The organism is Pedobacter psychrodurus (assembly GCF_004331735.1).
Classification (GTDB): Bacteria; Bacteroidota; Bacteroidia; order Sphingobacteriales; family Sphingobacteriaceae; genus Pedobacter; species Pedobacter psychrodurus.
This window is the reverse complement of the sequence record NZ_SJSO01000035.1, coordinates 25,372-40,271: the sequence shown is the minus strand read 5'-3', so window position 1 is coordinate 40,271 and position 14,900 is coordinate 25,372. Positions and strand designations below refer to the sequence as shown.

At 37.3% G+C, this 14,900-nt stretch carries 10 protein-coding genes; 4 read left to right on the top strand and 6 right to left on the bottom strand.

The features are described 5' to 3' along the window. A partial coding sequence (locus EZ456_RS24050; RefSeq protein WP_449421240.1) for an ISAon1 family transposase N-terminal region protein occupies positions 1–233 on the bottom strand: 233 nt, incomplete at its 3' end. A 185-nt stretch (positions 234–418) separates the two neighbouring features. Continuing rightward, positions 419–886, bottom strand: coding sequence for an Lrp/AsnC family transcriptional regulator (locus tag EZ456_RS24045; RefSeq protein ID WP_131534622.1), 468 nt, complete (start codon positions 884–886; stop codon positions 419–421). Positions 887–1,466: 580 nt separating this feature from the next. Between EZ456_RS24045 and EZ456_RS24040 the strand changes: the two genes are divergently transcribed. Genes EZ456_RS24040 through EZ456_RS24025 form a run of 4 tightly spaced genes read left to right on the top strand, consistent with a single transcriptional unit; the run spans position 1,467 to position 6,556 of the window. Beyond that, on the top strand, positions 1,467–3,980 hold the full coding sequence (locus EZ456_RS24040) for an XrtN system VIT domain-containing protein (RefSeq protein ID WP_131534620.1): 2,514 nt from the start codon (positions 1,467–1,469) through the stop codon (positions 3,978–3,980). Next, positions 3,974–5,314: an exosortase N gene (gene xrtN / locus EZ456_RS24035; protein WP_131534618.1), complete on the top strand. Its 1,341-nt coding sequence runs from the start codon at positions 3,974–3,976 to the stop codon at positions 5,312–5,314. Before EZ456_RS24040 ends, xrtN begins: the two co-directional genes overlap by 7 nt. Further along, positions 5,307–5,813, top strand: coding sequence for a hypothetical protein (locus EZ456_RS24030; protein ID WP_131534616.1), 507 nt, complete (start codon positions 5,307–5,309; stop codon positions 5,811–5,813). The genes xrtN and EZ456_RS24030 overlap by 8 nt, the downstream gene beginning before the upstream one ends. Before the next feature lie 23 nt (positions 5,814–5,836). Next, the gene (locus EZ456_RS24025; protein WP_262712029.1) at positions 5,837–6,556 is read left to right on the top strand and encodes an oxygenase MpaB family protein; all 720 of its coding nucleotides are present in this window, start codon (positions 5,837–5,839) and stop codon (positions 6,554–6,556) included. Positions 6,557–6,605: 49 nt separating this feature from the next. Here EZ456_RS24025 and EZ456_RS24020 read toward each other — a convergent pair whose 3' ends face one another. From EZ456_RS24020 to EZ456_RS24005, 4 genes are read right to left on the bottom strand one after another with little or no spacing between them, the layout of a single operon-like run. Further along, positions 6,606–8,339 carry a RagB/SusD family nutrient uptake outer membrane protein gene (locus EZ456_RS24020; RefSeq protein WP_131534612.1) on the bottom strand — a complete coding sequence of 578 codons (1,734 nt, stop codon included), beginning with the start codon at positions 8,337–8,339 and terminating at the stop codon, positions 6,606–6,608. Between the two features lie 17 nt (positions 8,340–8,356). Beyond that, positions 8,357–11,590, bottom strand: a complete 3,234-nt coding sequence (locus tag EZ456_RS24015) for a SusC/RagA family TonB-linked outer membrane protein (RefSeq protein WP_131534609.1) — start codon at positions 11,588–11,590, stop codon at positions 8,357–8,359. 29 nt (positions 11,591–11,619) lie between these two features. Continuing rightward, the gene (locus EZ456_RS24010) at positions 11,620–13,053 is read right to left on the bottom strand and encodes a fasciclin domain-containing protein (protein WP_131534608.1); all 1,434 of its coding nucleotides are present in this window, start codon (positions 13,051–13,053) and stop codon (positions 11,620–11,622) included. A 32-nt stretch (positions 13,054–13,085) separates the two neighbouring features. Continuing rightward, entirely contained in the window at positions 13,086–14,900 is a 1,815-nt protein-coding gene (locus EZ456_RS24005) for a fasciclin domain-containing protein (protein WP_131534606.1), read from the bottom strand.

Genomic DNA, 14,900 nt, shown 5'->3' with positions numbered 1-14,900 from the left:
TTACGTCGCTTCACTTTCAAAAAACAAGGCTTGCCACGTAAGGGAAAGTCTCGAACGGTAATTTCATCGAAAAAGCCTTTAGAAATCAATTTCTCACCTGAATACTCCTCAGGGTGAATGTTTTTTTCTAAAAGATAAATATGATAAGAGCCTTCAGAAAGTTCAAACTTATCAAGTTCAAAGTATTCGGTTAAGCCTTCAGGAAGTATAAAAGATAGTATCGAGGTGTCCAAAATAATAATGTTGAACAAAATTAAATAAAATTCTCAAATCCCCAACTTTTTTGCTTGATCCCTAGTAACACCATTTTTCTTAAAAATTCAAATATTCACGATAAAATTTCAAAAAATGGAAAATCAAAATGCATCTCGGATTTAAATTCGTGGTGCTTTTTTGCCTTATAATTTTAATGACTTTGCTATACAGGTAAAGCAGTTTCTCGTTTTGCCTGCGTAATTACAAGCGAGCTATTAAGCGTGCCTATATTATCCAAACGACCAAATTTATTAGTTAGAAAATCGTTATAAGCGATCATATTTCTTGCAACAACCTTTAGCATAAAATCAAAGCCTCCTGTAGTATGGTAACATTCCAGTACTTCATCAAGTTTGCTTACCTCCTGCTGAAATAACTTGAAGGTATTAACTGAATGATTGGTGAGCTGAACCTGCAAATAGGATATCATACAGTTCTCGAATTTATTTGGATCGATTAATGCCACAACCGAAGAAATAAATCCTAAACGTTCTAAGCGTTTTACACGTTCCTGAATAGGAGATTTTGAAAGATGAAGCATAGCAGCCAGTTCCTTATAGGTTAGCCGTGCATCCTTTTGTAATAGTGTTAAAATATCTCTGTCTGTTTGGTCAGGAGTGTATAATTCCATTATAGTGGTTAGTCTATTTATTTATTTTCTAGGCTTAGTTTATAATGAATAGCCAAATATATAAATACTCTCTGTTAAACACTTATATGAAACAAAAAAAAGAACAAAATTTTGTAAAAAAGTATAATTAAAACTACAAACAGAATTAAATTCCGCAAAAACCTATTCAACAGGACATTTTCCGTATTTACCAACCGCCTTCGTTTTAATTGTCAATGCGACAGATATTTGTTTAACGAATGAAACAACTGCTAGTAGCAGTGCGTTGATTTAGTTTAGTTAATGATACCAAGAGCGCCAGCGCGATGCTGGCGCTTTTGCTTTTTAAAAATCAGACCATTATCCAGTGTAAACTTGCGATCCCCCCTACCAAATCATCTTTAAGAGCAGCCGGTCTTCTATTTCCATCTCAATACAAGAGGACAAAAATTAATCTTGCTGAAAATCTGCGCCATTTTTTTGGAATATTGAATTTTTAATACTTACTTTGAAATACAAAGCACTTTACAAAACAAAAATTAAAACTATTTCTTTTCTATATAAACTTTGAAATACAAAGCACTTTTTAAAAAACAATTCTATGAATCAACTGAATAAATTACGCTTGCAGGATCCACTATACTTTAGCGGATTAATTATGGTAGCCATTTCTGCAATCATTTTTGGACTAACGATCAATATCGAACTGGAAAATAGTACTGGTATATTTTTGGTTAACTACGCCCTTTCTGCAGTTTATCAAATATGTTTACTTGTACATCTTTTTTCGAATTATAAATGGCATTGGGTAGAAGGGAAATTACATCATACCGTTTTATTGCTCATTCTTTTATTTATTAGTGCATTTAGTTTAAACCGCGAAATGAATGTATTTGATAGCTCGGTAACATGGTGTTCAATATGGATTGTTTTGTCGATTGCTGCGCTAATCCTTGCCTCGAACTTAAAATTGATCCTTTCACAAAAGATCAGGTATATCCTCTTCTTTTTTGTTGGATTAGCGTTAATACTCTTCATTTATTATTCAGTATATCTATTTCCACTTTACTTCATTAGTTTGATTGGTTTAGTGGCCTTAGGTATCTCCATTCACACTTATGTCCCTTTATTTCTAACCATCATTACCATTACCCTTATCATAAAGGCAGTACGCATAGATAGAAAATTGTGGTATCCCATCGCTGCAGGTTGCCTATTACCCCTCATGGCTGTAACACTTTTCTCGTTGAAGTGGCAACAAACCAATGAAAAAATAAATTCATTAATCAATAGAAATACTTTGAATGATTCGAAATTACCGGCATGGGTTGAAGTGAGCCAGCAGCTTGAGCCAACTTTTGTTACCGAGCGTTTATTAAAAGCCGGACTCGTGTATCACGAAGTGGATATAGACAATATTTTTTGGGGAAGAATGCCTAACATATCATTTGATGAGAAAAAACAACATGACCCATTGGTGGTGATTTCTACACTTTTGTTTAAAAAACCGAACCTCGATGAAAAAGAAAGAATTAATATTTTAAAATCATTATACCGGGCCAGACATCAGGCGCAAGAGCGTTTATGGGCGGGCGACCACCTCGAAACCATAAGTATGATAAATAACATTAAATTATTTCCGGCTTATCGAATGGCTTATACCGAAAAAACAGTAATCATTAAAAATAATGCCAAGTTCTCATGGAGCAGTCAGGAAGCCATTTACACTTTTCACCTTACAGAGGGTTCGGTAGTTTCTTCATTATCGTTATGGATAGCGGGAAAAGAAGAAAAATCGAGATTGACCACAAAAGCTAAAGCAGATTCTGCTTATAATACTATTGTTGGTATAGAAGTACGTGATCCTTCTGTAGTTCATTGGCAAGAAGGCAATACCATTACGGTAAGGATATTTCCCTGCACACCCAAAGAAAACCGCAAGTTTAAGATTGGTATAACCAGTCCGTTGCATAAAAAAGGCAAACGATTGGTCTATCAACCGATATTTTTTGATGGTCCAATTGCCAACAATATTTTAGAAACTACACAACTCACTTATTCAGGTAGCATAACAGGATTACAGCTACCCAAAACATTTAAAGAAACTGGGCCTAATGTTTATTTAGCCGAAGAAAAACAACAATTGAATGCAACTATTTCATGTTTGGCACCTCCATTATCAACGGCAGCATTTTCTTTTGCGGGTAACAGTTATCAACTAACCAATTACAATAAAAAATATAATTCATTTAACGCAGACCGCATATACCTGGATATTAACCGCAGTTGGAGTAAAACAGAATTCGATTCGGTTTGCAAAATAGCAAAAGAAAAACCTGTTTATGTTTTCGACCATGCCTTGATCAAACTTACTCCACAGAATCGCGAGGAGCTTTTTAGTAAACTGTCTGGCTATACTTTTAGTTTATTTCCTGTCCAAGAAATTAGTGCTCCCGAAAAATCATTATTGGTATCGAAAGGTAATGTACAAACGCCTAACTTAAACGATCTGGGAGATAGCAATTTTGCTAAAGAGCTGGTAAATTATTTAAAAATTCCAAAACAGATTCATTTTTTTAATCTAGGATTGTTAGAAAGTCCATATCTAAAGGCATTAAAAGAACTTCGGGTATTTAATTATACAACTGGGGGTATAGCAGATATGGAAAAGTTAATGGCTAATCATTTATTTCTTCAGAATCAAGAAAATGATAAAACTGTTGTAATAGAAGATGCAGCCTTAATGATAAAAAAAGTAAATAACGTGCAGACTCAAAATGCCCCAGACCATTTGTTGCGCTTATTTGCCTATAATGATATCATGAAAAAAGTAAGCCCAGATTTTTTCTCTAAAAATTATATCCAGCCCGACTTAGTTGCAGAGGCTGAGCAAGCTTTCATTGTATCACCCGTATCGAGCCTAATTGTACTCGAAACACAAAAAGATTATGATCGTTTTGATATTGAGGAGAATAAAAACAGCTTAAAAAATGCTTCAATGAAATCATCGGGTGCTGTACCAGAGCCGCATGAATGGGCACTCTTTGCCTTGTGCATGGGCATCGTATCTTACATGTTGTTTAAAAGGAAAGATATAAAGACTATAATATGCTAGCTATCAATCTAAAAAAACCAGCCTTTCCCTTTAAGTTTGCCGGAATAAGTTTTGTGTACCTTATTATACTTTTATGGTTTTTACCTGGTTTTTTAAACTGGGGGGTAAATTTATATGCAGGACTGTTACTTGCTCCATTTATCTGCAACCTTAAACCGGGTCAATTCTCTTTAAGGTATTTAATTCCTACTGTTACAGCAATTGTTCTAGCCATTTTTATACCAGTTAAAACCCTGTTTTTTATTGCATTATTATTTGCTGCATTATTATTTATAGAAAATAGTCTGGGGAAATTAAGCGAGGCCTTTTTATTTTTACTTTTTCTCCTTTCTCCAGTATTTAAATATCTTATCGCCACCATTGATTTCCCCATCCGGTTATGGCTTACAGCCAAAGTAACTGAACTTCTTAATTCAATGGGTACACATGCTGTAGCATTTGGCAACATCATTGAGTTGGAAAAACACAGCTTTGCAGTAGATCCGGCCTGTGCAGGGTTAAACATGCTCGTTATTTCGCTTATCATCTCTTTGTTCTTATTGGTATATAATCAAAAACGAATTAATAAACAACCACCCTTTATACTGGTTGGAGGATTGTTTTTGCTAACTATTGGATTAAATATTTGCAGCAATTTTTTCAGGATCTTATTATTGGTTCTTTTCAAAATCATGCCTGATACAGTTTTTCATGATGCAATCGGACTAATCTGCTTATCTATTTATGTTATTGTTCCATTAATATTTGTTTCGAAAGTTTTGATTATACATTTTTCGACTTTCAAAAAACAGAATCCTAATCAAAACAGGCCGGCAAACTATAATGTTAGACTTCCCTTATTACATATCACCATATTAGCCTTGCTTATTTTTATAGCGCTAAACATGGTAAAGGCTGACCATTTAACGCCCATCAATAATCAAATTCAGTTATCGGGTTTTAAGAAGAAATTATTGGAAACCGGGATATCCAAGTTCGAAAATAATGAAGCCCTTATTTATATTAAACCTGCGCCGTTTTATGTTCCTGGGCATGACCCTAAGCTATGTTGGACAGGCAGTGGTTATGATTTTAATAATATTAAAAAAGAAAAAATAGCCAATACCGAAATATACACCGCCATCCTTAGTAAAGGTGCTGATCGGATTTATGCCGCTTGGTGGTTCGACAATGGAACGATAAAAAGTATTAATCAACTATCCTGGAGATGGAGCGGAGCAATGGGTTCGCAGCTTTTTTATCTGGTGAATGTAAATGCGAACAACCGTAAAAATCTCCATCATCAAGTAGCACAATTACTTGCAAACCATCACTACCTAACAGATCATGAATAGCGAAGAACAAAAATTAAGGCTACATTCAAAGATATACGTCTTTACAATCATTATAGGACTGGCAATAAGCGGATTAACAGCATTCCCATTAGAAACAGAAATCGCTTATCTGGTTAAACACAATGAAATTTTACCAATTAACCTTCAAATCTGGCTTGGAGCGGTTTATCAGGCCATTAAAAATACCAATCTGCATTATCCATTTTTAAGTTATGGTACCGATTGGCTGGCTTTTACCCATATCATGTTGGCGATACTTTTTATCGGCCCATTAAAAGATCCTGTAAAAAACAAATGGATAATCAACTTTGGCATGCTCTGCTGTATAGCAATTATTCCATTAGCATTAATTGCCGGGAACATCCGCCAAATTCCAGTATTTTGGCAACTGATAGACTGTTCTTTTGGCATCATCGGAATTATCCCGTTAATACTATGCCGTATCAACATCAAAAAAATTGAAATATTAGAAGAGCATTACGGATTATGGACTTTGTAGATAAACATTCTATCGTTAGGAAAATGTGGGGTAATACAGATATTGTTCTTTTTATTTTTGCTGGCGCTGCAGCAGAATTTAGCCTGAATAAAGCTGTTGATTGGTTGTATTTTACGGGCAAACTGCCTAAAGATCCGTTAGGAAGATTGTTTTCTACTGTTGCCTATGCTCAAAAAATCGTATTTTCTTCTTTAACTGAAGCAAACGCTGCAATAGATCAGATTACCATGATCCATCAGCATGTTGAAGCTGGAAGAAATGCTAAAATTCCCGATTGGGCCTATAGAGATGTACTATTTATGCTGATTAGCTATTCCATCAGCGCTTTCGAAGTATTGGAAAGAAAACTCACTTTAACAGAAAAAGAAGAAATATTTACTACTTTCTATAAAGTTGGACAACGTATGGAAATAAATGGGCTTCCTGCTAATTTTGCGGCATGGCAAATTATGCATGAGCAACAGTTACAGGAAAATTTAATTTATAGCTGCTTTTCTCGTGATCTTTTTGACCAGTACAAAAAACACCTGGGTTTTCTGAGGTATTCATTAATGCTAAAAATACAAGCACTGATTGTTCCAATTAAAGTGAATGAATTGCTTAAACTGGGAAAAGGAAAACCAATTAAACTAGTGCTTACTTTATACAAAATAAGCAAGAAACTTAAGGTGAACAAACCATTAAGAAACTTGATTCTCCCTGCAGCGTACAAGGCACAGATTTTGAGTCTCGAAGCTTTTTAAAAGCAATAAAGCAGACGATCTAGTTAGATTGTCTGCTTATTATATTTTTCTATTTCCAATCAAATGGCAAATACCAATTGGCCGGATCCATTAATTTTTGCCTGGTAAGGCTTGCATTAGGATTGCCTGCTTTTAACAGCTTTTGATAAATGCGATCTGCTAAAAAGGCCGGATTGTTCTGTCTGCGGGCAATACGGACCAAATCTGGCCAACGGTTACCTTCAAAAGCAAGCTCCATTGCGGCCTCATCAATTAACTTGCCTTCTAAGCCAATCATATCCGTCTGATAACTTACATCGGTAGCAGTTACTACTGCCCTACCTCTAATGCCACAATTACGGTACCAGGTACCCGAAACATCGTTATTTTTTCTGGCATCGAAATAATAAGGTGAAGTTTGCGGATAAGGCGTAATCATGGTGTTTAACTCCGCCACCGTAACAGGTGCCTGTGCGCCAGCTGTGAATGTACCTACATAATAAGTATTTCTGATACCTGTGTTTAGTAATGCCCAGCCTAATTTGGTCTGTCCATCTCTATTGGCTGCTTCAGAAAAACGAAGGTGTAATAAAGGTGCCCTGTAAATGCCCCATTTACCACCATTATCTGTTAGTTTGGTAATTTCATCGCCCATAGCAGAAGTATTGAACGATAATTTGCTTCTTGGATCGAAGGGAACACCACCATAGGTAATCTGGCTGTTCCAAAGATCTTTTATGGCTTGTGATGGCTTAATCTGATAACTTTTTAGCGGCGAACATAAATCAATCATTGGATTTACAGGCTTAAATGCAGTATTGTAAGGCATAGCCCAAAACCACTCTGAACTCCACGCACTTGATGTTGTTGGCAAGCCAAAAATAGCTCTCCAGCCTGCATCTACACTATTGATTAAACTAGTAGGATCTTGTCCGCTTCTGCTAAATAACACGGCTAAATTAGCATAGGCAGGATCTCCGGAGTTATTGATCTTATAAAAATTAAACCTAAAGTTATCATTTCCGTTATTGTTTTCGGCATTCATCAGTTTGGCATAATTTTCTGCCGCTTTAATGTAATTTCCTTTCCACAAATAAAGATCACCTAACAGAAAGGCTTTTGAAGCAAATAACTTTTGGGTACTATTAGCATCAATGGTAACCAGCAAGGATGTTCCTGTTGGATAAGCATAAGCTTCCTTATATGGCAGGCTTTCGTTAAAGGCAATTAATTTATCCAATAGCTGATCAAATGATGTTTTTGGGTAATTGGCCAGATTTTTTAAATCATCTACCGTTTCGATCGCATCGGTAATGTAAGGTATGCTGCCATATTGAATGCCTAAATGCAGGTAAATCCAACTCCTTAATGTGGCAATATCTGAGTAGCGTTTATTGTAGTCATCAACACTCATCCTGCGATCATCGACCATCATTTTAAAGTTTTTGAGCACATCGTTACAATTCACAATCACCTGATAATATGGTCTTGGATCTACATATTGATTGTTTTTTGTTTCAGTATGTGATGACAGTTCCTGCAAGTCGGTACTTGATTTGGAGGTAACATCCATTAAATCCCCACGCAATTCGTTTTGAAGGATGTACAGCTTTTCCAGTCCCAGAAATTGGCCGTAAATACCAATAACTGCAGCATCTGCATCAGATACTGTTTTAAAAGCATTTATACTGTCCAATTTATCCTCGGTTGGTACATCAAGCATTTTTTTGCAAGACCACGAACCTGCCGATAGAATACCCAATAGCAAAAGGGATGCAATTTTTTTATTTAAGTTCATTTTCATGAGTATATCTTTCTTAATTATAATCCAACTCTAACGCCTAGTTGAAACGACCTGAACTGTGGTTCGAGTGTGGTATCTACGCCTTGACTAAACAAACTTCCGGAGTTGCTAAATTCTGGATCATAGCCTAAATAATTGGTTACGGTAAACAAGTTATTAGCAGTGGCATAAATTTTTGCGTACTTAATGGCTTTCAATTTTAAGGGTACATTATAGGTTACATTAACGGTTCTCAAACGTAAATAAGAACCATCTTCTATCCAGCGGTCAGAAAAACGGGCATTCCCCACCGGATCGCCATAAGTAGCTTTGGGTATTGATGTAACTTGTCCATCACCCTTCCACCTGTTATTGATATTTGGTGTTTGATTGTAATAAGTACTTCCTGATTCTAACTGGGCCCTGGTATAATTGTAAACATCGTTACCACTAACAAAAGTGATCAAGGCATCTAAGCTCCAGTTTTTGTAAGTGAAGGTGTTGTTAAAACTTCCAAACAAACCTGGGTTTGGGTCACCAATAACGGTGCGATCGGCATCGTCAATTATTTTATCGCCATTACTATCGGCAAACCTTACATCGCCACCTGTAAATGGCACCAATGCTCCCGAACTGTTGCGGCTGGATAAACCTGAGGCAGTAGCCTCTGCATTGGTCGCATAAACCCCATTGGTTTTATAACCATAAAACTGATTGGCCGACTGACCAACCTGACTGATATAAGCACCACCTGCATAACTGGTTACAACCGAATTCCCATCAGGTAAACTGGTAATTTTATTGGTCGATGTACCGATGGTTAAGCCCGCATCCCATTTTAATTTTTCATTTAAAATCCGACCGTTTAGGGCTAAATCTAAGCCATTTGTCTGCATGCCACCATTATTATTAATAAAAGAAGCAGTACCCGAAATTGCATTCAACAATTGATAGCTTAACATATTTTTAGTGCTGTTTCTCCAATAATCTAAACTGATGCTTAGGCGCTCGCTAAAAAAGGAACCATCTATACCCGTATTAAACTTCCGTACGGTTTCCCATTGTAGATTCGGGTTAGCAAAATTGCCTGTTACAATCCCCCTAATGCCCAACACATTTTGAGAGGTATAATATTTTCTCGCTGTATAATTTCCCACATCATCATTTCCAACTAAACCATAGCTCATTCTTAATTTTAAAAGGTCAACACGATGTAAATTGCGCATAAATTTCTCCGAAGAGATTACCCAGGCAGCACCAATGGCGGGTAAAACAGCATAACGGCTTCCATTAATCCTCAAGCCATCGTCGAAATTTAAGAAACCCTGATCAGCCTTTGCACCAAAGCGCGAGGAACCATCAACAGCCATTGAAAAATTAGCCAGGTATTTATCGGCGTAACTATAATTGGCAGACAGATAATTGTTCAGCGTACGCCATTTCCCAATATCACCCCCAAATGTTCTAAAAGCGGCATTACTGTTCCCAATGCTAATCAACTCATCTGTTGCGGAGTTAAAACCTAAAGCATAATCCTGCTCACTTTCGCTCTGCGAATAACGAGTACCTATAATTGCATGGAGTTTGCTGTATAAGCCGAAGGATTGATCGTAAGTAAAACGAAGATCGTTAAACACGTTAAAAAACCTTCCTACCTGTGTACCTAAACGGCTATCGCCTACATAATTGGAAAGCGTATCGTTGGTTACCCCTTTTCTTGGAATAAACAGTGTTTCCTGCGTTTTATCGTAAGTTACCCCACTTAGGTTAGATAATTTAAAGTTTTTATTGAAAGTAAAATCGAAATTGATGTTACCATAAAATCGATAAGCCTTTTTTAAATTTTGCCCTTTCTCAATTAAAGCTCTTGGATTACTCACTTGTAAGGTATCGTAATCTGCTAAATTTGGAGAAACTGCTCCAGCCGAATTTATTTCATTCCTGGCCATAAAAGGCGATTTAACCAAAGCTAAAAACAGCGGATTGGTTACCGGAGCAATTCCCTGGTCTTTTAAACGCTGCTCGGTATAGGTAAATGATAAACTGGTGCTTCCCTGCAATTTTTTAGTCAGGTTTAAATCGCTATTAAACCGTGTGCTGTATTTTAAATTATCGGTACTATCAATCACGCCCCTATCTCTGGCGTAAGCAGCAGAAAGCGCATACTTGGCAATATTATCACCGCCGGTTACCTTTAAAAAATAATTCTGATCGAAACTGCTTTTTAATACCTCATTCTGCCAATTGGTTTCGTTATGGTATTTAAAATAATCGGGATTCGTTGGACTATCGTTCATATATGGCTTTGCGGCAATAGCGCTATTGCTCAATCCCTGACTTTTTAAGATATCAGCAAGGTATAACCTATGATCAGCAGCACCCATTACAGGCAAGTTTTTAGGTTTGAAATTGAAACCTGCATAACCAGAAAAATCGATATTTGTAGCCAGATCGTGTGCACGGTTAGTGGTAATTAACACCACTCCATTTGCCGCTTTTACACCATAAGCTGCTGCCGAAGCCGCATCTTTGATAATACTGATGTTTTCAATATCTCGAACATCGATAAATTGAAGTGGGTTGTTAACGTGACCTTTAATTAGCGAAGTACCATAATTATTGGAATCGAAAATCATTCCATCAACTACATACAAAGGCTGATTTGTAGCATACAGCGAGTTAAACCCTCTAATGAGTACATCGGCACCTACCCCAGGTGTTCCTGAGCGCCTGGTAACTTTAACCCCTGCTGCCCTGCCTTGGATATAACTCATTACACTTTCAGAATTACTAGCCCAGTTACCTTGCAAACTCACATTACTGATGGCAGGTATTGCCCGTGCCTGAGAAACCGTACCGATTGGTGTAACTACCTCGTTATATACAGAGGTAAATGACAAAGGGTAAAGTTTGGTTCTAATTTCTTTGTCTTTGTAAACGGGTAGCACCTTAGTTTGGAAACCGTTACCCGAAATAATAATGCTGGCCTTATAATCGGGTACGACTACCGTAAACCTCCCTTTTTCGTCGGTAATAGCGGCGTTAAAACCAGTAACGGTGATATTAATCCCCACTAAAGGCTTATTGGTATTCCCATCGAGCACAACTCCCCTTATTTTTTCGCCCTTAACTGCACGGGCCTTTACTTTTACGGTAGTGGTATCTGTTTCGGTTTTCATCGAATCTACTTCCTGTGCCTGTGCAGCTAAGCTAAACACCAGTAAGCAAATCAATATACCCCAAACTTTTTTTATCGTTGTAAAATTATACATAGTATTTTTTTTGAAAGCAAGATTCATAATTAAGGTAAAACTGGTTCAAAGCGGAGATAATCCAGTATGAGTGTACTTACATTTACATTCGTACTGTTTGCAGCGGTTAACCTCACCTGAAAATTACCAAATGCTGTAGGCGTATATTCTCCTAAATAAGCTTCGTTATAGGTTAAGGGGCTTACCAGGTGTGTAGAAAACAAAGTATAACTTATAGTAGTAGGGTTAAAAAAGAAATAACGTTGCGTAAATGCCGCCACTTGCGGATCGCCAGGTAAACCAGAAATGGCTCTTGCGTAAACTTTATATTTTACCACCGGTAAATTGGCTTTGGTATAGAACACACCAAATTCGGCATACCTATGGTCGTAAACCTCAATATCGTTAAAGGTTTTTCCTAAATTATCGAGTTTTGTGCGGTATAAAAGCGTACGTGCAGCACTAATGGCTTGTGGTTTTTCACCCTCTATTTTAAATTCGGGTATTTTATCCTTTAAACGGAAAGGCAGCGCATTTACCACATGCACCATCCCGTTACTGGCACGATACGAACGGATAATATTGGCCTTATTGATCGGTACTTTTACTCCTTGTAAAGAAATAAGTGTATCTGGCAACTTTTCAATTGCATAAACACCTTTTATGGTTAAATCTTTAACCAGAAAGTAGGAAGCATTCAAATTCGGATTTATACTTGGATAATAGGTTGAAAGTTTTGATGATTCGGCTGTAAAGGCGGCATCCTGTAGTATAAAATAAGTGTATTGCTGACTTTCGTCTCTCAGATCGGCTACATTTACCCAGTAAGTATTCCTGGATATCATGGGCGGATTAGGGGCAAAAATTGGATTCCCCAATGAATTATAACCAATAACCGTAGCGTTTGCAGTATCGATAACGGTAATCGACAGATTATTAATATAGTTCTTTTGCAAAGCACCATCAGTGCTGCTGAGCATATAATCCCAAATATTCTGTTTGGTTGGAACAGCCTGATCTACGGTGTACAATACCCCATTTTTCACAAACTGGCCCGCACCAGAAACAGTGCCTTCTTCGAATTTAGTGCTGGTAAAAACGCCAAACTTATTATTAAGCAATTTCAACCTTATGGTATCTCCTTCTTTGTTTAATGGATAAGTAGATAGCGCAATATGGTTGGCCACAAAATCTTTCAATTTTGCGGGATCAGAAACAATTGCAGCATCTAAATTGGCTAAAGCCTGATTGGTTGGTGCCCAAACCGTATAGTTTTGCGCACCCGCAAGCACCTTATCATATCCTGTGGTTTTAACATAACCATTAAAAATGCTTACGTTGGCCTGAGCATCGAGCTTTTGAGAAAGATCTAAACTGTTATCTACATTGGTAAGCTCGTTATGCAGTTCCAGGTTATCTTTACAGGAATATAAAACTGTACTGATACTGAGCAAAGCAATGTATATTATATATTTTCTAGTCATTGTTTATGTTATTAGTTCTATGGCTCAATTAGTTATGGGCGTTTATAAATCAGGCCCGATGGACTAAATCTTGGATAGTTCTGATCATCATCAATTGGAATAAAATGAATCATATCCATATTCATAATTCCGGTTCCATTACCACGCAGTGTAGTAAACCTAACCCAGTGTTTATCAGTTGTTTTAATATCGACCACACCAGCCAATTTTCCGACCATAACCGACCATAAATTATTCTGTGAGATGGGTTGTAAACCATTAACACCATTACTTACTTCGGCAGTTGTAGCCATATAGCGTTTAAAGCCGTTTGTTAACATTAATCCATCTGCAGATGGCAAAGCGGCATTGGCAGTAGGCACACCGGAACTGCCTAATGTTTGCGCAAAATCGACCAGGTTTGGCAGCAATTGCTCTTGTGTTGTGCCCACATCAACCCCAACTTGTGTAAGTGGTCCGGAGCCGTTGTAGGTATGACAGATCCATACTTTGTATTTACCTTTTACCAGCATAGGGGTTCTGATTTCCATCCAGATAGAACGTGCAGTATTACTGGTGGTCGGGTTAAATTGAATTACATCTCTATTGGCGTAACTCCGCCCATCTGATGCGCCGATTGGCGTTGACGACACGGCATAAACAGGACCAATTGTACCTGCTCTGTAAGCATCGAGCCTGATGCCTGCTGTAATTAACTTTCCATTTTGTAAAAGCTGAATGGTTTGTCCAGGTGCCCGCCAGGCAGCCAATAATTTTAATTCTGGCTGATCGCCTATGTCGAAGAAAACACCCGTAGGTACGCGTGGCTTAATTTTGTAAAAACCTTTCGATTCGTGTAAAACCCCATTCGAAGTAGTCACATTACTAAAAGTTCTGTTTACTTCTACACCAGGTTCTACCACACCATTAAACTCATCATCATTTAATAAAATTTTCGTTCCAACTAATTTTGTGGTTATAATTTCACTCGGTACCAATGTGGCCAATGAAGGTGAAGAAACAATATCAGGTGTATAACTTGCTCCGGTTGAAATATGGTAAGCTACATACATCCACAAACTATCGGCATGGCTTTTCGGATTACCCGTTTTTGAAAGTTTGGCTTTTAAAGCGGCATAATTGTTAAAACCCGCAGCTTGCAATGCCGAATCGGATTCGAGAATTACCGTCTGGAAACGACGTGTAGTATCAGGAATTACAGATTGTACATAGTTTAACGAATCGTAAAAACCGGTTTCTTTTAAGGCCTGGGTAAAAATACTATACCTGTTATTGCTTTCTATAGTAGAAGCCAGTGTTTTAATTGAAGGGATTAACACATGATCGATAATATGGATAATTCCATTCCCAACCCGAACATTCGACTGGGTAATCAGTGCCTGTTTATTGATGATAAAACTACTTACGCCATCTTTAAAGGTAACGCCTGTTTGCAGATACTGACCATATAGGGTAATCTGGGTTAATTTACCGTCGGTAAATTTGCCCGTGGCAACGGTATCTGGCAAAACGTGGAAACGAACAACATCTTTCAGTTCTGCAGCTGATAATTGATCGACTGCTGTTTTATTTAAACTTTTTAACCAATCGTTAACTGCATTATTATCGGGGGTAAACATGGTATATTTACCATATGCAGCCAAATATCCTTTTGTGCCCGATCTTTCTAAGATTTGGGTAAACAAAGAAAATTTATCAGGATTTTTCTCCAAAAATCCGGTAATGTTTACATCATCAGTGGTACTTATTGTTAAACTTTCTCTTTTACAGGCATTAATCACGAAGATTATAAATGCGCAGAGTATAACCAAATAGGTAATTTTGCGGGTGTCTAATTTCACTTTCAT